The sequence below is a fragment of the Rhizobium sp. BR 250 genome, assembly GCF_047445855.1.
Taxonomy (GTDB): Bacteria; Pseudomonadota; Alphaproteobacteria; order Rhizobiales; family Rhizobiaceae; genus Agrobacterium; species Agrobacterium tumefaciens_I.
The window spans coordinates 24,944-45,328 of record NZ_JARWKW010000022.1 but is presented as its reverse complement, the minus strand read 5'-3'; the positions used below and the strand labels follow the sequence as shown (position 1 = coordinate 45,328).

Here is a 20,385-nt window from a genome sequence, read left to right as displayed (position 1 = left end):
CTCCATCACGACGATCGAAGCGCCTTGCCCGGCCATAAATCTTCGAAAATGCTGCCGGGGTAGCTTCCGCCGGAACTTCACCTCTCCGGAAAGCAAAGCTCCGTGAACCTGAAAAACGTTCTTCGCCAGATCGATCCCAATCATCGTGTCGTATGTCATGCTGCCATCCTTCCACCCGTTGGATTTAACCCGACCATCCTCTGACAGAACGTGCCGGGTGGGTAGAGCGGCAACCACGCCATCTATTCAAGGGAACACACAACGCCCTGGCCAATGAGGACTGGTGGGAAGCTTCTGGACTTGTCACAATCTACAGCGACGAGTTCTTCAAACGTGCGGACATAACCATGCATCGTGATGGGGCGGGAGGTTCAAAGCGGATGTCGCGGGCGAAACGCAGTTCGGTCATTCGATGCGCCACTGGCCGTTCAACTGAATGCCTATCGCAATTCGGCAACTGCGGATGAACTGTTGCAATGGTTCGACAGGTTCTTACGGAAAGATGATTTCGTTTTTTCGGAAGAAAAACGCGGTGCGGATCTCTACCTCAGGGGAGCTGTCAGATAGCCACCGTTTTGGTCGCAAAGACTGTCCCCGTCAAAAGCAGGGAACAGGCGTGTACGGTCCAGGGCCACCAGAGATCAGCTGCAATCAGCCACGAAACCTTTCCTGCCATTCTTTCGGTCCGACTCCCAATCTGCGCAGGAACAGCCGCCGCATCGTTTCCGGTGATCCGAATCCGCACTTTCGAGCAGTTGTTGCTGCAGAGGTGCCGGTCTCCAGTAGTCCCTGCGCCCTCTCCAGGCGGATCATCTCGACCGCCTCAGCCGGGGTGCGACCTGTCCGTTGCCGGTAATGGCGGACAAAAGAGCGACGACTCATGCCGGCCTGGTCAGCGAGGGTCTCCAGCGTGATATGGTGCGCAAGATTTGCAGCGACCCAGGCGTGCAGTTCCGTGAACTTGTCGTCGACCGTCTGAAGACCGAGTGGCCCACTGAACTGGGACTGGCCCCCCGGGCGCTTCAGAAAAACGACAAGCTCGCGTGCGACGGCGAGAGCAAGTGCGCGGCCGTGATCTTCTTCCACCATCGCCAGAGCGAGGTCGATCCCTGCTGTCACACCCGCCGAGGTCCACACTGAACCGTCGCGCAGAAAGATCGGGTCGCGTTCAAGACGTACCTTTGGAAATCGGTTTGTGAACTCGTCGCACCGGCGCCAATGGGTAACGGCACGGCGACCATTCAGCAGGCCTGCCTCCGCCAGCAGGAATGTGCCGCTGCAAACGGAGGCCATGCGCCGGACACGGGGTGCGCGATCGTAAACCATTCGATCAGTGCCGGCCGGTTGCAGGCGGCATTGACGCCGCTTCCGCCAGCGACGATGGCCGTATCAGGCGCAGGTTTGCCCGTTGGCAAGGTCTGGCAAAGCAGCGTTATGCCGGAGTTGCACGTCACCTGCGTCTCTTCCGCGACCAAGGTAACTTCGTAGGGCCTGTAGGTCGTTGTTCGGGATAACCTGTTGGCGGATGCGAATACCTGGGCCGGGCCGGTTGCATCGAGAACCTGAGCATCAGGGAAAACGAGGATTTCGATCTGACGTAACATCACGATTGGCCTGAAGCGAGGGAATATTGGCATTCGCGCCAGAGCATTTAGTGCAATGGTGGCTGCGTCAAGACAGGAGAAACCAATGACCCTTCGCTTCGGTATTCTTTGCTTCCCGGGTGTTCAGCAGCTCGATCTCACAGGCCCTTATGAGGTATTCGCTTCCGCGCGCGATACGCAGGTCGATCTCGTCTGGAAAACCACCGGACCGGTACGTGCCTAGACCGGACTGTGGTTGACACCCGACAGGACCTTCGAGGAAGCGCCATCCTATGATGTGATCTGTGTGCCTGGCGGCGGTGGCGTAAATCCCCTCTTGACCGACACGGAGACACTGGATTTTTTGCGGCACCAGGCGAAAACGGCGCGCTTTGTCACCTCGGTCTGCACGGGTTCACTGGTGCTTGGCCAAGCCGGACTGCTTGCCGGCAAACGGGCAGCTACGCACTGGAACGCGATGGATTTTTTGCAGCGGTTCGGGGGCGATCGCGGTGGACGAGCGCGTTGTTCGTGATGGCACCCTGATAACCGCAGGCGGTGTTACGTCCGGGATCGATTTCGGGCTTGCTATCATTGCCGAACTGATGGGACAGGACGAGGCAGAGATAATTCAGCTGTCGCTGGAATATGCATCAGCGCCGCCCTTCGATGCCGGTGTGCCCAGCCGAGCCAGTAAAGAAATCCTCGCGGTGGCCCGTCAGCGTATGGCGAGGTCGCGAGAGGAGAGGGAGGTTTTGTTGTCTCGGGAATAGATAGTTGCCATCACAAAACGCATGAAAAAGGCGGCACTTCATTCTCCCTCGCCGCACGAGACGCTGGACGAGAACGAAGGGCCCTCACAAGGTCCGCGCTATTTCTCGATCTGCGAAGCGGTCGCGACCGGGATCCGGCGTAGGCAAATGGCGGCAGTCTCCGTCGGCTCTGTTTTGATCGTCCGCGTCACAAGGTTAGGATCTATCGGTCCGTTAGATAGGACAAAAGGTCCCTTGCAGGAGCGTCAATTGACCTGTTCCTCGCACATGTCGACAATCCGGTCGCGGTAGTACGGCGCTCCATCCACCCTTCTTGATCAAATTCAAGAATGGCGTTGGTTACCGATGATTGATTCAGGATGGTGATTGTCCGCATCCGGCACCGATAAGCCGTCCGATTATTCAGAAAAGATCGGAGTTCCTGTGCTTCTTGGTGTTGTCCTCGCGGTCGATCCCGGCGTCAGCGCATCGATACGGCATGGTCCCGTTGGCGCGGCACGGCGCTACCCTTGCGTCTGAAAAACTTGATAAGCGGTTTCTCGAACAGGAAATGCGCCAAGACCGACACGGCCAGTGCAACGACGATGATGACCGCTCCTGCGAGAATACCGGGCGCCAATATCTTATGAATGATTGAGATCACCAAGCCATGCAGAAGATAGAGGGCGTAGGATGAGTCCCCGATAATCTCGATTGGTTTCAGCAGACGTCTCGGCCATAATCCGGCATTTTCGAGCCACACGCATCCGGCCACAAGGAAAAAGGCAGGTACGCCCCATGTTATCAGGCGCAGCATTCCAGATTGCTCGCTTATCATGGCCGCGGCAACAAAACCCGTCAGTGATATGACAAGCGCGGCGATACCCGCTTGTCCGCCCTGGAACATAAAGCGCGACAGCAGAAGCCCGCCAAGGAACTCCAGCAAGAGCGGCGAGGTCCAGGTTTGTATAAAGGGGGATTGTGTGGGTAAAACCTGTCCCGCCAAGGCCATGACGGACAGGATGCCGACCGTTACGGCCAGCGGCGCGCGCCAGGCAAGTCCAAGCGCGAAGACAATATAGAAGAACATTTCCATATTAAGGGTCCAGCCCACAACCAAAAGGGGAGCTACTTCGCCGTTGTCGCCTGTATAGGGAATAAAAAGCAGCGATTTCCATAAATGCTCGGGGGTAAAGGTAAAGGTGGAAAAAACGCCCGCCATCGCACCGGCGCACATCACCAAGGTCACGGCCCAGTATAAGGGCACAATACGGACCAGCCTGTGATATAAAAACACCCCCGGTCCCGCCGCCGTCGCGAAAGAACCCATGATGAGGCCGGAGATGACAAAAAAGACATCCACACCCGCCGCCCCAATCGTAAATGGGTCACCGATTATATGAAACAGCAGGACCGAAAACGCCGCGAGCGCCCTCAGAAACTGGATGGAATAAACCTTTTGCATTGCCGCTCCTGAAGTACTCAACCGTTCACGTCCTTCACCTCAAATGCAGACAGAGGCAGCGAGTCGCGCCAACTCGAAAAAGTTGCCGAACTCTCCTGTTTACGATGCTTGCAAGGATTGATGAGGTATACGTTCAAAAAAATACCTAAAATCTGAAGAACCAGATGGCCAGAATTATTCTTGCCAGAAGCAGCCATCTCATGTGTAATTGACTAACGCCCTGGTTACGGACGCCTATATGCCGCAACCTAGTCGATTTTGACAGTGTTGTTGGGATAATGCCGGGCCCGACGTCCCCGGTCAGGTCAGTAAAGAACCCCTCACGATACCCTCAATCAAAGACATCTTCTAGTTGAGGCCCATAAGCCTGAACTGGCATCTTCCCGTCAAGTGCCGAGTTGGGAGTTCGTCGCAAAGGCACCACTTTATCGAGTTTATCGGGACGACAAGAGAATCTAACCCGAGCCAGAATCTGCACACTGTTTGATTGCAGAAAAGCATCTGTTTCTCCGCTTAGGCCTCTTTCCTTCATAACGGAATTGCTATTCATCCGTGCATTCGGGATAACTAAAAAATAGGGTTTTCTCGGGATATTGATGTCACCGGAATGAAGCATCGGGCACACATGGGAAAAATGGCAGAGAAGATCCCCTTATGGATGCAGCGCACGAAGAACAGACGCGTGGAAATTGGCGGAATACACTGTTTTATGTGACGTTCCTTTATTTTACGGTCGGTTTCTCGCCCTATATTTCTCTCTCGTCGACCTATCTGGGCTCCGCCATGGCGGAGGGGTCCAACCTGCTGAACCAGCTTACCGCGATCATCCTGCTTTTCAGTTTCATGGTGTTCATGGTGAAGGAACGGTCTTTCTCCATCGTCTTCACGCCGCGTCTGCTGATGGCGGCGATTTTCGGCTGGTATATTTTCACCTCCGTCGTGGGGGAGGCGCCGATGTTTTCGCTGCGGCGGCTCGTCATGTGCGCCATCATCTGCGTGCTTGCCGGTTGCTTTTTGCAATTGCCGCGCACGGAACGACATTTCGCCACGCTGCTTGCCAGCTGCGCGATGATTATCCTTTTCCTGTGCTATTTCGGCGTCATCGTCCTGCCGTCACGGTCGATCCACCAGGCGAGCGATGCGCTTGAGCCCCTTCTTGCGGGTAACTGGCGCGGGGTCTTCCAGCACAAGAACGAGGCTGCCTCGGTCATGGCGGTGTTGATCATCGTTGCGATTTATCTCTGCAAGCGCTGGTCCTTCATCGGTGGTTTGCTGGTGCTGCTGCTATCAATGTTCTTTCTGATAAAATCAGGTGGCAAGACCGTACTCGGGCTGGTGCCGATCATCATCGCAACGGGCTGGTTCATCGTCGGCTGGCCCGGCTGGCGCTATATGGTGGTGACCCTGCTTTTGTTGGTCTTTACCGTTGTGGTCGTCGGCACCACAATCGATCCGGTCTTTTCGCAGATGCTGACAAGGATGGGGCTCGATGCCAGTTTCACCGGAAGAACCGATATTTGGGCCGTTGCGATCGATTATATCCGCCAACGCCCGATCCTTGGCTACGGTTATCAGGCGTTCTGGCGCAGCGACACCTTGATGTCGAGCATCACCGATAGCAACAGCTGGGCAACGACTGCGCCGGCGGCACACAACGGATATTTCGATCTGCTGCTTGCGGGTGGTATCCCGGGCCTGGTGCTGGTGATGGCGTGGATTTATCTGCTACCGCTTCATTATCTCGGCAAAATGGATGAGGTGACGCGCAACAGCCCGTTGACGCGGCTTTACGTCGGTATCTGGCTTTATGTGCTGCTCTATGGCTTTCTGGAAACTCTATTCTTGCTTAGCGCGGGCTTCGTCTGGTTTTTCCTCCTCGTGGCCGTGATGGGCCTGCATCTGCAGGCGAACGCCAGCCTCGTCGAAAACGAGGCTGAGCCGGAATCTGCGCGAACCGGCGCTGATGCGGACAGGGCTAAGATACCGCACTTGCGATTGGCTGTTGCCCGAAAGAAGTTCGCAACTGCCCAGTTGGCGCGAAACTCAGAGTCCGGCCAAAAAAGAGCTGAGTGAATAAGCCAGCTATGATTTTGTGCGTTTGCTTGGGACGAGCGCCAATCCGCGGAGCGTCAGGGATGGAAGGTCGTTCAATACTGTGCGCCGAGGCGCTCGACCGAATTTCCCGCGACCAGCAGCGTTAGAGATACCCAAGTCGGGTCGATTGACGACCAGAAGTCGCCAAGACCTAATTTGAACCTCTCGATTTACCGGAATAGCGCGTCGCAGAGGATCGTAAATTGTCTTAGCTTGGCGCCGGCCTAGGGCGGCGACGTCATGTGGTGCAGGACGAGCGCTGCCGCGCCGAGCGCGGCGCTGTTCGTGGCCGGGATTTCCGACAGAAGAATGCGGGGCTGGCCAAGCGTGGCGCCGTCGAAAAGCGCTGGGCGCGAGAAATCCATCCATCCGATCAGGGCGCGGCGGACACTTTTGGGAAGCGTGCCGCCGATGTAGATAGCGGGCGGATCGAGAATGGCGCCGGCTGCGAAGGCGAGGCGCGCGGCTTCCGGCCCGGCCCGTTGCAGCCACCGTTCGACGCTTTCCGGTGCGGCGGCCAGCACGGTCTCCCATTCATCAGGATCGCGACCCTGTGGCAGGACCACGCCATCGGCCTTGAGCCAGGCGGCAAGGTCGTCGAACGACGGCCGGCACATGGAGCGGGGGCGCAGCGCGCCGATCTCGCCGGCATTGCCGATGGCGCCGCGATAGAGATTGCCGTTGAGAACGACCGCGCCGCCGATACCGCTGCCGAGATAGAGGTGGAAGAAGCTCTCGTGATGTTCCGGGTTGCCGACCGTCAACTCGCCGATGGCGGCGGCATTGGCGTCATTTTCCACGATCACGGAGCAGCCCAACGCATCCGACAAGGTGGCCGCGATGTCGATGCCGCCCCATCGGCCCACATCCTCGGCCAGATCGAGGGCGGGCTCCGTGCTGCGGAAACGGATGGGCAGCGCAAAACCGGCGCCGATCAGGTCGGCGGCCGATATGCCGGTTCGCGACAGGAGCGCTTCCGCGCCTCCCGCAATCGTCGCCGCAACGTTATCGAAGGTTGCGAAGCTGTTGCGGATCTGGTGCTCGCCGCGGAGCGTACCGCAGAAATCGAGGAGCGTCAGATAGACGGAATAGTAGTCGGCATGGATACCGAGCGCATAGCCCGCATCCGGTGAAAGCCGCAAATCGATTTGCGGCGGTCCCCGATGACCTTGCCGCCGCCCACTCTCGACAACGATGCCGCGCACCATCAGTTCGTGGATCAGCATGCTGACCGCTGCCGGGGTGAGGCCGCAGAGGGCTGCCAACTCTGCCCGTGACGCGGGCGCCGAGCGCCGCAGAAGGTGGATGAGCCGCTGATGGCTGCCGCTCAGTCCCATTAAATCAGTTTTTTCATTCAGCATTTTCGATGTCTCAAAAAAATCGCGCGCGACAACAGAATTGTCATTCGATTGTTAAGTAAGCAACTTAATTAATTAATCAACAATCGCTATTCCACCAAATCCAAGTGAGGTAATCATGTTTCGAACTCTGGCTCTTGCAGCGACGGCCGTCGCCCTTCTTTCATCGGCCGCAAATGCCGAAGAAATCAAGCTGAAGTTGTGGACCCTTGCCGATCGCAATGGCCCTGCGCGCACCACCAACATCGAGGACGCCGCCGCTATCCTTAACAGCCAGTACAAGGCCGCCGGCGTCGACAAGACGATCGTGATCGAGGTAAACAACAGTGGCCAGAAGGGTTGGGACGACTACGCTCTCGATACGCTGAAGGCTTTTGCGGTCAATCAGGGCCCGGATATCTACCTGCTTCCGCACGAATGGATCGGCCAGTTTGCGACCGACGGCTATGCCAAGGCGCTGGACGAGGAAATCGCCGCCAAGCCATGGGTCTACGGCGATGTATTGCCGGTGCTGTGGAATTCCGTCAAGGGCACCGATGGCAAGGTCTACGCGATCCCGCAGGACGCCGAGATTCGCATGTTCTTCTACAACAAGGACATGCTGCGCAAGATCGGCAAGGACGAAGCCTTTATCGATGCTATTCCCGCCAGGGTCGAGGCGGGTGAGTTCACGCTCGACGATTTCACCGCACTCAGCAAGGAAGTGGTTGAAAAGGGTGCCGCCCAGTACGGGATGCTGCATCGCCCGAATGTCGGTATCGATTATCTGATGGTCTTCGCGTCGAATGGCGTGAAGTTTACCGACGAGAAAACCGGCAAGCTGCTTTTCCCCAAGAAGGAAATGGAAGCGGCCCTCTCCTGGTATGAGCGCAACGCCAAGGAAGGCGTCACCCCCGTCGACAACACGGCGATGAGCTGGGAGGCGATCCAGACCGCCTTCAAGCAGGAAAAGGCCTTCGTCTTCCATCAGGGCGTGTGGGCTGTTGCCTGGCAGGTCGGCGACAAGCTCGGCGCAACCTGGCCGACGGACGGCAAGGGCTATTTCAACAAGATCGGCTGGATCCCGGCGCCGGCCGCCGAAAAGGGCGGAAAACCCGCCAACCTGTCGCACCCGATCGCCTACGCGATCAACCCGAAGGGAACGAATGCAGCGATCGCTGCCGATCTGGTGGCGCTCGCCTCGCTTCCCTATTTCAACACCAAGCACGCGGTTTCTTCCTACCACACCGCCATCAGTAACGCCCAGACTGCCATGCCGGACTACAAGGCGAACTGGGCGCTCGAAGCTGCATCGCCGATGATGGTGCACGCCAAATTCGTACCCAACCACACCAAGTTCGGCAGCTATAACAAGGTGCTGTTCAGCGGCCTCCAGGCCGTCGAGACCGGCCGCATGAGTGCTGCCCAGGCCGTCGAATTCATCGCCGACGAGCTGGAAGTCCAGTTCGGCAGCGACGTGGAAATTCGCGACGCGCTCTCCAACTGACGATCAGCGAAGGCAGGCGGGCCAAGCTTTCGCCTGCCTTCGGCATTCAGGACCCCATCCATGATGTCACGACCGCCAAGACACCACCGGCCCGCCCGCCCGATCCTCTATCTGATGCCCGCGATCATCATATTGTCGGTGTTCTTCATCGCGCCGATCCTGATCGATGTCGTCATCGCCTTCACCAATATGGGCGCAAATCTGAAGGTGGAGAAATTCACCTTCGACAACGTCATGCGCATGCTCGGCCGCGACAGCCGCCTGCCGATGGTGCTGATGACGACGTTCATCTACGTGACAGCCACGCTGTTCCTGTTCAATATCGGCCTCGGGGCCATCCTTGCCGTTACGACGACGGCGGTGCCGGAGCGGCTTGGCGCCTTCTTCCGCGGCCTCTGGCTTTTGCCGCGCATGAGCCCGGCGGTACTTTACGGCGTATTGTGGATCTGGGTCGCCGATCCGACTTCCTACGGCCTCATCAATCAGATCGGCGGCGCTCTCGGCTTTCCGCTGCTCAATCTGCGCAACGACCAGCCGCTGCTTCTGATCGTCATCGCAAACGGCATGGTTGGTGCCTCCTTCGCCATGGTCATCATGACCTCGACGATCCGTTCCATCCCGTCGCATCTGTTCAGCGCCGCCCGCATCGACGGCGCTGGCGAATGGTCGGTGCTGCGCCATGTGGTGCTGCCGGCGCTGCTGCCGCCGCTGCGCTTCATCACCATCTACCAGGCGCTCTCGCTGATGACGACCTACGAATACATCCTGCTGATTACCCGCGGCGGACCGGTCTACGATTCCACCACCTACGCGCTCTACGTCTATCGCCGCGCCTTCGAAAGCGGCGCCTATGCCTATGGCGCGGCGCTGGCGCTCGGCCTGATGGTGATCGGCGTTGCGGTCACGCTGCTGCAATGGCGCATGACCGGCATGAAGCAGAGCTTCACCGCCCCGAAGATCGAGGTATTGTAAATGACCGTGACCACCATCGCAGGGGCTCCGGACCGAAAAACCACGGACTGGAGCCGCCTGGCCCGCCGGACGCTCTGGAACCGCACCGGCTTTCTAGCCATCGTCATCGGCTTCCTCACCGTCATTTCCCTGCCGATCGTCCTTCCTTACCTCTGGCTGCTGGCGATCTCGCTGACGGACAAGGGCGGCGATGGAACCGCCATCCTCTGGCGGCTGTTTGCTGTTGCTGCGGCCGGCTATCTTGCGCTGATCGCCATCGCCCTCTTTGCCCCCGAGGGGCAAACAGCCAGGCGGCTGCGGTGGGGGGTGATGCTTGCAACGGTCGCCGTCTTCGCTGCCGGAGTAGGCCCCTACCTGACCGTCGACAATTTTGCCTTTCTCTGGGACCCTGCCAGCGTGGCGGCCGAGCGCGGTAGCCAGAGCCGCATCGGCCTCATGCCGTCGGTCTGGTCGGCGATGGGCAATTCCTTCGCCTTTGCCGGCGCGCAGACGCTGATCGTGACAGTCGTTGCCGCACCTGCCGCCTATGCACTGTCGCGCTTTTCCTTCGCCGGGCGGGAAAGTTTTCTGCGCGGGCTGTTGTTGCTGCACGCCTTTCCGGCGCTGGCGCTGACAGTGGCCATCTTCATCCAGATGTACTGGATGGGTCTTCTCAACTCGCTCTCCGGCGTCATCCTTGTCCTGTGCGCGCTCGAACTGCCCTTCGCGATCTTCGTGCTCAAGGGCTTCTTCGACGCCGTTCCCTGGGACATCGAGATGAGCGCGATCACGGACGGCGCCTCGCGTTTTCAGGCCTTCCGCATGGTGGTGTTGCCGCAGGTCGTCGGCGGGCTGATCGCGGTCGGGACTTTCACCTTCCTGCGCGGCTGGGAGGAATATGTCTTTGTGCAGACCCTGCTGATCGAAAAGACCAGCCTGACGATGAGCCTCTACCTCTTCTTCGTTTCGGAGGACAGCATGGGCGTCGACTACAGCCTCGTCGCCGCCGTTGGCGTCGTCTACGTGCTGCCGGCGCTCGTCCTCTATATCTTCACGCAAAAATACCTGACCCAGATGAGCTTCGGCGGGATCAAGGGATAAAAGAATGGCAAAGATCACACTCGACAAAGTCACCAAAAGCTGGGGCCAGACCCAGGTGCTTCGGCCGATGGACCTCACCATCAACGACGGCGAATTTGTCGCCATCCTCGGTCCTTCGGGGTGCGGGAAATCGACGACGCTGTTCCTGCTCGCGGGCCTCTATGCCCCGACCTCGGGACAGATCCTCTTCGACGATCACACCGTCAATCGTGTCGACGCCCGCGACCGCAATGTCGGCATCGTCTTCCAGTCCTATGCGCTCTATCCGCATCTGACGGTGCAGCAGAACATCGCCTTTCCGCTGCGCTTCAAGGATGTCCCGAGGGACGAAGCCGACAGGCGGGTGCGCGAGGCGGCGGCCCGCGCGCTGGTGAAGGAACCGAACATCCTTTTGCTCGATGAGCCGCTCTCCAATCTCGATGCGACGCTACGCATCGCCATGCGCGCCGAAATCAAGGCGATCCAGGCTCGCCTCGGCATCACCACGCTGATCGTCACCCACGACCAGATCGAGGCGACGACCATGGCCGACCGGATCATCTGCATGAACAACGGCTGCATCGCGCAGACCGGTACGCCCGACGAACTCTACCGCAGCCCGCGCGACATCTTCGTCGCCGGCTTCATCGGCTCGCCGCCGATCAACCTGATCAAGGGCGAGGCGCGTGTCGACACGGTGCTGGTCGGCGAACGGGTGATGAACCTTTCCGCGACTTACCGCGGCGATATCACCTTTGGCCTGCGGCCCGAGGACGTCGCAATGATTGCACCGGCGGAGGCGGCGATGACCGGCAAAGTATCGCTGATCGAGCCGATGGGCCGTGAGATATTTTACACGCTGGACACCCCGTTCGGCCGTCTGCACGCGCTGGAAGCCGGTGAGAAGGCGCGCTTCGCGATCGGCGAAGCCGCGGGCCTGGCCTTTGACGCGGAGCGCACGCTGTTCTTTGATGCCGAGGGTAACCGGCTTCCGGGCCTCCACGCCGACATCACCACGACCATCCATGAGCCGGTGCCGTCCGTGTTCCAATCTTCCCATGCGGCGGAGGTCGCCCAATGACGCTGATCGTTTCCCACCGCGGTGCAAACGTCTTTGCACCGGAAAACACCTTTGCTGCGGCGGATCTGGCCCTGAAACAGGGGGCGGACTACATCGAACTCGATGTTCGCGAAAGCGCCGACGGCGTGCTGTACGTGCTGCATGACGAGACGTTCGAGCGGACGACGAACGGCATCGGCCCCATCGGTCACGCCTGCGCGCAGGAGATCGACAGGCTCGATGCGGGGGCCTGGTTCGGAGTGGAATTCGCGGGCGAGCCCGTGCCGCGCCTCGATGCCTACCTGGAGCATCTGCGCGGCCGTTGCGGCGTCTATATCGAGCTGAAGCTTTGTGACCCGGTCAAGCTTGCGGCACTGGTTCGCGATCTCGGCATGGTAAGTGACACATTCTATTTTTCCTTCAGCGCGCAGATGCGCGATGGTCTTCATGCGGCTGCTCCCGAGTTTCGCAAGATGATCACGCTCGACATGGCGAAATCGCCGTCGCTGGCGGGGCCGCTGCATCATGCGTCGATCCTGGAGATCACGCCCGCGCAGATGATGCGTCCGGGTCTTGTCGACACCTGCCGTGCTGCGGGACTGGACGTCATGGTCTATTACGGTGGCGACGACCCGGCCACGCATCTTGAGATCGCCGGAGCCGGCGTGGATTACATCAATCTCGATCGTCCCGATCTATTTGCCGAAGCACGCGGGAGGATCGCGGCATGAAGCTTGTTTCCTACAATATCCAGTACGGGCTCGGCGCTGACGGGCGCTACGACCTTGCCCGCATCGCCGATGAAATCCGCGATGCCGATATCATCGCGTTGCAGGAAGTGGACCGTTATTGGGCGCGCTCCGGCATGGTCGATGAGCCGCAGGTCATCGCCGACGCGCTTGGCGACCGCTATTGGGTCTATGGCGCCAATGCCGACATGGATGCGAGTTTTTGGAGCAGCGAGGGACGCCTCGTCTCCCGCCGCCGACAGTTCGGCACCATGGTCCTGTCGCGCTTTCCGATCCTTTCCAGCCGCAATTTTCCCTTGCCGAAATTCGCCACGCTGACGCAGCACTCGATCCAGCAGGGCATGCTGGAAACGGTTATCGCTGTGGACGGAAGAGCGTTTCGCGTCTACAGTGTCCATCTCAGCCATCTTTGCGCGGAGACCCGCCTGCCGCAGGTGGAGGCCATGCTCGATATTTTCGCGCGGGCGCCGGCGGAGGGAGGAGCATGGTGCGGCGGCCATCCCGATCCCGCCGCCGGCTGGACGGAGGGCGACATGCCGCCGATGCCGCGCGACATGGTGGTGATGGGCGACATGAATTTCACCGCCGACAGCGCTGAATATGCCCGCATGATCGGCCCGCAGGCGGGCCAATACGGCCGCCTGGTCAATCGCGACGGGCTTATCGATGCCTGGGTTGCCGGGGGGAACCCGGAAGGTGAGGGCAGCACCCATCCGCAAGGGGGCCGCATCGATCATTGTTTCGTTTCCGCGTCACAGGCAGGAAAGGTAAGACGATGCTGGGCTGACAAAACGGCAAAAGGCTCGGATCACTATCCCCTCTGGACGGAACTGGACGACTTGAGCGCATAAGGACCCGTGGCGATCTAAGGGCAGAATGGCGTCAGGCTCCATTCCTCCACGCTTCAAAACGGCGTTCCTTGAAGGCGGCGGTCGCCATCTTTTGGTCGCTGGTCGCCAAAGGTAGCCCTTGTGTTTTCGCAAGCGCGACATAGCTGGCCTCGTATGAGGTCAGTTTGTAGCGTGTCGCCAATTCCAGGACCAGACTGGCATCTAAATCCACTTCTAGCGCAAAATGGAAAATGTCGATCTCGGCTGACTTGGGCAGAGAACCTACAAGTCTCCATGCGTTCAGGCCCCGTCCCGGCTCTTCGGGCGCAACTCCAGTTCGTAACAAAGCATGGTTTTTGCGGCTTCAGAGGCAAACCGGAACTGGGTACTCAGTCGGGAGTGGAACGCGGCGGTGTTGCATAGAACGGGGACCGATAATGACAAATCTTCATCGCATCTACGATCAACGTCGTACAGTTTTTATAACTGCAGGCGAAATCATATGACGGCATGCAAGGCAGGATAAAGACTGCTTTGACGTGCCGAAAGGGCGCGCCAATCGTCACGCATGTGCAAATCCGGATCAACCTGCTCGGCGAGGCGGGTCATTGCGTTGGTTGCCGTTGCAAAATTTTCGTACCAGCCGTGACCGACGGCTGCGCTGATGCCGGCGCCAAGGGCGGAGGCTTCGTTGGAGAGGCTGCGGATTACCGGCAGGCCGCTCGCATCCGCTACGATTTGCCGCCACAGCGCGCTTTCGGCCCCGCCGCCGATGACAAAGATACGATCTGCTTCGATACCGGCCGCGCGCATCTGCTCGAGTGAGCGGACAAATTCCAGCGTGATCGCCTCTATCGAGGCGCGGTAGAGATGACCCATGCGCGTTTCGGGGCCCATGCCGACGAAGGCGGCGCGCGCGGTCATATCCCAGTGGGGGTCCATGCAGCCGAGAAGATAGGTGGAAACGGTGACACCGCCCGAGCCGATCGGCAATCCGCGCGCCTCCGCTTCGAGTTTTCCGAAAAGTTCCGCGCTGCTGCGGCTACCCGCGAAGGTTTCGAGCAACCAGTTGATGAAATAGGCGCCTCCGCGCTGGCAATTCTCCAGAAGATAACCCTCCCCGCTCGGTGAGGTGAGGGTGCGCCAGTATCGGCTCAGTTCAGCCGTCGGCGACCAAAGACCGCCCACGACGGCGGTTCCGAGATTGAGATAGGCGATGCCGGAACTGATGGCGCCGACGCCGAGAGCCGCGCAATGGCCATCACCCCCTGCCGCATAGACGGGCGTGCCGATCCGCAACCCCGTCGAAGATGCGGCATCTGCCGTCACGTGACCGATGAGAGAGCCCGGGCGATGGGCGGGCGGCAGTTTTGTCGGCGGGATGCCGAGATGGTCGAGAATTTCGTGTGACCAGGCTTTTTTCTCTATATCGAAAATGCCGAAGGGATCGCCGCTCGTCCAGCTTGCCGCTGCTTGCCCCGTCAGTTTCCGTACGAGGAAATCATGGGCGCTGAGTATCTGTGCAGCTTTGTCGAGGAGGGCGGGATCGGTCTCGCGCAGATGACGCAGACGATAAATGCAGGGAATGACATCGACCGGCTTTCCCGAAATGGCGTGTATGCGCTCGCCGCCGAGTTCTCGCGCAAGGACGGGAACCATTTCGGCGGCGCGGCGGTCCAGCCAAAGGGTTGCCGGCGCAAGCGGCCTGCCTTCGACATCGAGCAGGACCATGGTTTCGCGCTGGTTGGAAATGGCGATACCATCGATCCTGTCGGCGGCGACCTGCCGGGTGAGGGATTTCAGCGCGTCGGTGGCGGCAACCCACCAATCTTCCGCATTCTGTTCCGCTTTCAAAGGGTGAGGTGTGCTGATGACGTGTGGCGCGCGACCTTCCGCGCGCGGCGTGCCGTCCATGGTCCAGGCGATCGCTTTCACCGATTGGGTCGATGAATCGATGCCGACGACATAGCGTTCCCTGTCCTGCATAAGCACTCCTCCATCCCCATGCCCCGGTTCCGCTTTCTTCCAGCCCGGTGAATTCGCAATGTTACGAGCCTTTGTCCCCGGGCGGCGTCTCCCTCGCCATCCGGGTGCCCCGTCGCGGCCTCAGCCGGACAACAGGATTTCAGCCGTTGCCATGTCCGTCACGAAATGCGTGGCGTAACCGGCGTTCAGCGTTGCCCTGATCGCGGCGATTTTGGCCGATCCTCCCGCGAGACAGATGCGGTTGCGCACCCGACGCAGCTCATCAAGCGTGATGCCGACCATGCGCTCGTCATGATCGCCGCCGAGCGGGCGGCCATCCGCACCGATGAAGCGGCCGATGATGACGGCGACCGCGCCGCGCGCCACATAATCTTCCATCTCTTCTTTACTGGCGATGCCGGAGAGACGCACCGTGCTCTTCGGTCCGATATCGCCGACACCGAAAAGCACGTGATTGGTCGAATGCACCAGTTCCATCTGCTTCTTGAGGATAGGCTCGGCAAGCAGCTGGGCCTTGAGTTCCCGCGTCGTCAGGAAGGCGGGTGCGAGCAGGTTGACGCAACGCGCATGAATGCGGTTCGACAGGAGCGAGGTGCAGAACTCCGGCGAGAAATCGCGCTCGCCCGTCGAACTGCCCGAAACCTGCACCACCGTCAGGTCGCTGACCGGGCGGGTGAGCGAAATGCGGTCGGCGGCGGCCAGCACCGTGCGACCCCAGGCGACGCCGATCGTATCGCCGTCCACCAGCATATCGGCCAGAACCCGCGCCCCGGCATCCCCCAGCCTGTCGGCGAGGTTTTGTTCGTCAGCGCTCGGAATGACGAAGGCACCGTCGAGACCGTATTTTTCCATCAGTGCCCGGGCAATCGTGGTGCGGCTGCCGGCGGCCGGGCTGATATGGACCGAGACGACGCCGCGTTCCCGGGCTTCCTGCAGATAATTCACGATTGTCGCGCGCGAAACGCCGAGCTGCTTGGCGATTTCGCTCTGGGTCATCTGATCCGCATAATAGAGCCAGGCGGCCCACATGATGGCGTCGCCGAATTCCGTGGGCACCATGGCCCCGGTCTCTCCGGCCGGTCTTCCTGAAGTTTTTTCCTGTGTCATGCCGCTATCTGGCGCATGCGGGTGTCATTTGTCAACTGCTCCTGTCATGTGTATTGACAAATGACAGACGATGTTGTCACTTGTTGAAAATAGACATGGAAGGCGAGGGCTTGGGAGATGGAAAGAGCGATGACGGCGGCATTGGGAACGGAGGCGCCTCAGGGTGGCTGGACGGCGCTGATCGACGATCTGGTGGCCGGCAACTGGACCAATCCCGAGACCGGCAAGCGCGCCACCGTTCCTTATGAAAAGATCGTCATCGAAGACACGCTGGACGGCGCGGAGGCCGGTCTCGTCGCGGGTCTCGATCTCGGTGAGCGCTTTACCGTCGTTGCCGATCCCGATACCTGGGATGCCATGGGGTCGCGGGTGGCGGGGGCGCTCAAGGCGCTTGGCCCGGTCGAAACGGTGATCCTCGATCATCCCCATGCCGACATGGCCGCCGTCGCCGACCTCACCGAAAAGCTGAAGCATGCCGGGGCGGTGATCGCCGTCGGCTCCGGCACGATCAACGATCTCTGCAAATTCGTGACCGGCAAGACGGACCGGCGTTACGCCGTCTTCGCGACGGCCGCGTCGATGAACGGTTACACCTCGACGACGGCCTCGATCACGCTCGAAAACGGCTTGAAGGTCTCGCTGCCGTCCCATGCGCCGGCCGGTTTCTTCGTCGATCTGGGTGTGACGGCCGCCGCCCCCACCTATCTTTCGGCATCCGGCTTTGCGGATTGTCTGGTGCGGTCCGTCGCTCAGATCGACTGGTGGATGTCGCACCGCCTGCTTGGCAGCCTCTACTCGACCGTTCCTTATATTCTTCAGGAGAAGGACGAGGCGGAGCTGAACGCCCGCGCGAAAGGGCTTGCCGCCGGCGATGTTGCGGCCAATGGCTATCTGCACCGCGTGCTCGCCTTTTGCGGTCTCGGCGTGTCCTTCACCGGCATGTCGAACCACGGGTCGATGGGCGAGCATCAGATTTCCCATTATATCGACTGCTTTGCCGGCGAGCGCCATCGCGGCACGTTGCACGGGCAACAGGTCGGTGTTGCGACGCTGACCATGGCGCGGCTGCAGGCGCATTACCTTGCCGGCGAAACGCCGCCGGTCATCCGGCCCAGCGTCATCGATCCGGCCGACATGGCGCGGCGCATGGGAGGCGATATCGCCGCGCATTGCCTTGCGGAAATCCAGCCGAAACTGTTCGACGCGCGCGCCGCCKACGCGATGAACGAAAAATTCGCCGAATTGTGGCCGACCCTTCGCGAGGAACTACAGGCTTTCGCGCTGCCGGTTGCGGAAATGGAGCAACTGCTTCGCGATGCGGGCGGGCCGATGACGGCGGCCGATCTCGGTCTACCCGTGGAGTTCTACCGCGAGTCGGTTCTTCATTGCCGTGAAATGCGCAATCGCTATTCCTTCCTCGATATTGCCGCCGACGAGGGTATCCTCGCCGATTTCGTGTCCGGGGAGGCTTGATCAGATGCAGGCGATCGCGGATATGCCCATCGAAATTGCACGCCACGTCACGGTGCTGTTTTGCGATATCGACGATACGCTCACCAATGAGGGGCGGCTTCCGGCCTGCGCTTACGCGGCGCTGGAGCGGCTGACGCAGGCAGGCATCGCGGTGGCCCCGATCACCGGCCGGCCGGCCGGCTGGTGCGACATGATCGCCCGCCTCTGGCCTGTGGCCGGTGTTGTCGGCGAAAACGGTGCCTTCTATTTTGCGTACAATGAGAATGCCCGTCGCATGCGCCGCGTCTTCGCCATCGAGGACAGTCAGCGCACGCTGGATCGGGAAAAGCTTGAAAAGGTTCGCGCCCGGGTGCTGGCCGAGGTGTCGGGGGCGGCGGTCTCGGCCGACCAGCTTTATCGCGAAGCCGATCTCGCCATCGATTTCAGCGAGGACGTGCCGCCTTTGCCGGTCGCTCATATCGACCGGATCAAACGGATTTTCGAGGAGGAGGGCGCGGTCGCGAAGATTTCGTCCATCCACGTCAATGGCTGGTACGGCGCTTACGACAAGCTGACAATGGCCCGCCGTTTCGCCGCCGAAATCCTTGATCTCGACATCGAGCGGGATCGTGACCGCGTGGTCTTCGTTGGCGACAGTCCGAACGACGCGCCGATGTTCGGCTTCTTTCCCCATGCCTGCGGGGTCGCCAACGTGCTTCAGTTCCGTGGCCGCATCGAGGCGGAACCGGCCTATGTGACGGTCCGGGAAGGTGGCCACGGTTTTGTGGAGGTCGCGGATCGCATTCTCGGCGCGCGCGGCGGGAGGGATGCGGCATGACCGAACCCGTGTACGATCTCGTCATCATCGGCGGCGGCATCAACGGCGCGGGGATCGCGCGCGATGCGGCCGGCCGTGGGTTGAAGGTGCTTTTGGCCGAACAGGCCGACCTCGGTTCGGCGACATCGTCGAATTCGACGAAGCTCATCCATGGTGGCCTGCGTTATCTGGAGCACTACGAGTTCAGGCTGGTGCGCCACGCGCTGGCGGAACGCGAGCGCCTGTGGGCGATTGCGCCGCATATCATCTGGCCGTTGCGGTTTGTATTACCGCATCGCAAGGGGCTGCGTCCGGCATGGCTGCTGCGCCTCGGCCTGTTCATCTACGACCATCTGGGTGGACGCAGGCTTTTGCCCGCCACCGCGACGCTTCGGCTGAAGACCGATCCCGCCGGTGCGCCGCTGCGTGACGTGTCCTCGGTGGGTTTCGAATATTCGGATTGCTGGGTGCAGGACAATCGCCTCGTTGTCCTCAACGTTCGCGATGCTGCGTCGCTGGGCGCGGATATACGGGTTGGAACGCGGTGCGTTTCCGCCCGTCGCGACAATGGGCTTTGGATCGTGCGGCTTGAGGATGCCGAGACCGGCGCTGGCAGCGACGTGCGCGCCCGCGCCATCGTCAACGCCGCCGGTCCATGGGTGGACAAGGTCGTCGGCGATATCACGGGCAGCGGAGCGCCGGAGCGGGTCCGTCTCGTGCAGGGTTCGCATGTGGTCGTGCGCAGGCTCTACGATCACGACCGCTGCTATATCTTCCAGAATCCGGACAGCCGCATCTTCTTCGCCATTCCCTATGAGGAGGATTTCACGCTGATCGGCACGACCGACCGGGATTACCATGGTGCGCCGGACAAGGTCGAAGCGTCAGCGGAGGAAATCGACTATCTCGTGGCGGCGGCGTCTTCCTATTTCAAGCGGCAGCTGACTGCGGCGGATGTGGTCTGGACCTATTCCGGCGTGCGCGCCCTCTATGACAATGGCGCCGCCAAAGCGCAGGAGACGACGCGCGACTATGTGCTGCTGCTCGACCGGCCGGAAAGGCAAGCGCCGCTGCTTTCGGTTTTCGGCGGCAAGATCACCACGTTTCGCTGCCTGGCGGAAGATGCGCTCGACAGGCTTGCCGCGATCTTTCCCGACTGGAACAGGGATCGCGGCTGGACCGCCAGACGCGCCCTGCCGGGCGGCGGCTTTCCCGTTGGCACGGCCGACGATCTCGTCTCCGCCCTTCGTGCGGATTTCCCGTTCCTGTCGGTTCGCGAAGCGCGCCGATTGGTCCGCCATTATGGTCTCGAGGCAAGGGAGATACTCGGCACAGCAGGGAGCAGGGAAGACCTCGGCCGTGATTTTGGCGGCTCGCTGACGGAGGCGGAAGTGAATTTCCTGATGGAGCGGGAATATGCGCGCACCGCCGCCGATATTGTCTGGCGGCGCACGAAGTCGGGCCTGCGAATGACGGTTGCGGAGATCGAGGCGCTGGACAGCTGGATGCGCCAGCGCCGCTCGGTTCCAAAAAGGGTGAGTGCTGCACGATAGGAATACCGTCACCCTTGGGAGAGGTGGGCGCAGTTACACGGATATCCGTGGGACTTTAAAAA

General features: G+C 60.4%; 14 protein-coding genes and 2 pseudogenes. 11 read left to right on the top strand and 5 right to left on the bottom strand.

Features of this window, described 5'->3' with window-relative positions:
• Positions 1-651 precede the first annotated feature (651 nt).
• Positions 652-1,637: pseudogene (locus QD336_RS23660) on the bottom strand (GlxA family transcriptional regulator).
• A 52-nt stretch (positions 1,638-1,689) separates the two neighbouring features.
• On the opposite strand from QD336_RS23660, the pseudogene QD336_RS23655 reads away from it, so the two are divergent.
• Positions 1,690-2,356 (top strand): annotated as a pseudogene (locus QD336_RS23655) (DJ-1/PfpI family protein).
• A gap of 460 nt (positions 2,357-2,816) precedes the next feature.
• Here the strand turns inward: QD336_RS23655 and uppZ are convergent.
• Positions 2,817-3,800, bottom strand: a complete 984-nt coding sequence (uppZ, locus tag QD336_RS23650; protein ID WP_499172385.1) for a polysaccharide biosynthesis acyltransferase UppZ — start codon at positions 3,798-3,800, stop codon at positions 2,817-2,819.
• Positions 3,801-4,454: 654 nt separating this feature from the next.
• Between uppZ and uppW the strand changes: the two genes are divergently transcribed.
• Complete coding sequence (gene uppW / locus QD336_RS23645) at positions 4,455-5,873, top strand: Wzy-type polysaccharide biosynthesis protein UppW (protein ID WP_499172384.1); 1,419 nt, start codon at positions 4,455-4,457, stop codon at positions 5,871-5,873.
• Positions 5,874-6,118: 245 nt separating this feature from the next.
• On the opposite strand, the gene QD336_RS23640 is transcribed toward uppW, so the two are convergent.
• The gene (locus tag QD336_RS23640) at positions 6,119-7,255 is read right to left on the bottom strand and encodes an ROK family transcriptional regulator (RefSeq protein ID WP_499172382.1); all 1,137 of its coding nucleotides are present in this window, start codon (positions 7,253-7,255) and stop codon (positions 6,119-6,121) included.
• Positions 7,256-7,370: 115 nt separating this feature from the next.
• On the opposite strand from QD336_RS23640, the gene QD336_RS23635 reads away from it, so the two are divergent.
• Genes QD336_RS23635 through QD336_RS23610 form a run of 6 tightly spaced genes read left to right on the top strand, consistent with a single transcriptional unit; the run spans position 7,371 to position 13,429 of the window.
• A complete protein-coding gene (locus QD336_RS23635) occupies positions 7,371-8,738 on the top strand; it encodes an ABC transporter substrate-binding protein (protein WP_499172381.1) in 1,368 nt (455 codons plus the stop codon).
• A 60-nt stretch (positions 8,739-8,798) separates the two neighbouring features.
• Positions 8,799-9,710 carry a carbohydrate ABC transporter permease gene (locus QD336_RS23630; RefSeq protein WP_499172380.1) on the top strand — a complete coding sequence of 304 codons (912 nt, stop codon included), beginning with the start codon at positions 8,799-8,801 and terminating at the stop codon, positions 9,708-9,710.
• Positions 9,711-10,790 carry a carbohydrate ABC transporter permease gene (locus QD336_RS23625; RefSeq protein WP_499172378.1) on the top strand — a complete coding sequence of 360 codons (1,080 nt, stop codon included), beginning with the start codon at positions 9,711-9,713 and terminating at the stop codon, positions 10,788-10,790.
• A 4-nt stretch (positions 10,791-10,794) separates the two neighbouring features.
• Complete coding sequence (locus QD336_RS23620) at positions 10,795-11,850, top strand: ABC transporter ATP-binding protein (RefSeq protein WP_499172376.1); 1,056 nt, start codon at positions 10,795-10,797, stop codon at positions 11,848-11,850.
• Entirely contained in the window at positions 11,847-12,560 is a 714-nt protein-coding gene (locus tag QD336_RS23615) for a glycerophosphodiester phosphodiesterase (RefSeq protein ID WP_499172375.1), read from the top strand. Before QD336_RS23620 ends, QD336_RS23615 begins: the two co-directional genes overlap by 4 nt.
• Complete coding sequence (locus QD336_RS23610; protein ID WP_499172374.1) at positions 12,557-13,429, top strand: endonuclease/exonuclease/phosphatase family protein; 873 nt, start codon at positions 12,557-12,559, stop codon at positions 13,427-13,429. Before QD336_RS23615 ends, QD336_RS23610 begins: the two co-directional genes overlap by 4 nt.
• A 477-nt stretch (positions 13,430-13,906) precedes the next feature.
• Here the strand turns inward: QD336_RS23610 and QD336_RS23605 are convergent, their stop codons facing one another.
• Entirely contained in the window at positions 13,907-15,394 is a 1,488-nt protein-coding gene (locus QD336_RS23605) for a xylulokinase (protein ID WP_499172373.1), read from the bottom strand.
• A gap of 120 nt (positions 15,395-15,514) precedes the next feature.
• Entirely contained in the window at positions 15,515-16,501 is a 987-nt protein-coding gene (locus tag QD336_RS23600; protein WP_499172372.1) for a sugar-binding transcriptional regulator, read from the bottom strand.
• Positions 16,502-16,630: 129 nt separating this feature from the next.
• On the opposite strand from QD336_RS23600, the gene QD336_RS23595 reads away from it, so the two are divergent.
• Genes QD336_RS23595 through glpD form a run of 3 tightly spaced genes read left to right on the top strand, consistent with a single transcriptional unit; the run spans position 16,631 to position 20,323 of the window.
• On the top strand, positions 16,631-17,974 hold the full coding sequence (locus QD336_RS23595) for a sn-glycerol-1-phosphate dehydrogenase (protein WP_499172371.1): 1,344 nt from the start codon (positions 16,631-16,633) through the stop codon (positions 17,972-17,974).
• Between the two features lie 4 nt (positions 17,975-17,978).
• Positions 17,979-18,791, top strand: a complete 813-nt coding sequence (locus tag QD336_RS23590) for an HAD-IIB family hydrolase (RefSeq protein WP_499172370.1) — start codon at positions 17,979-17,981, stop codon at positions 18,789-18,791.
• Positions 18,788-20,323: a glycerol-3-phosphate dehydrogenase gene (glpD, locus tag QD336_RS23585; protein WP_499172369.1), complete on the top strand. Its 1,536-nt coding sequence runs from the start codon at positions 18,788-18,790 to the stop codon at positions 20,321-20,323. Before QD336_RS23590 ends, glpD begins: the two co-directional genes overlap by 4 nt.
• Positions 20,324-20,385 lie beyond the last annotated feature (62 nt).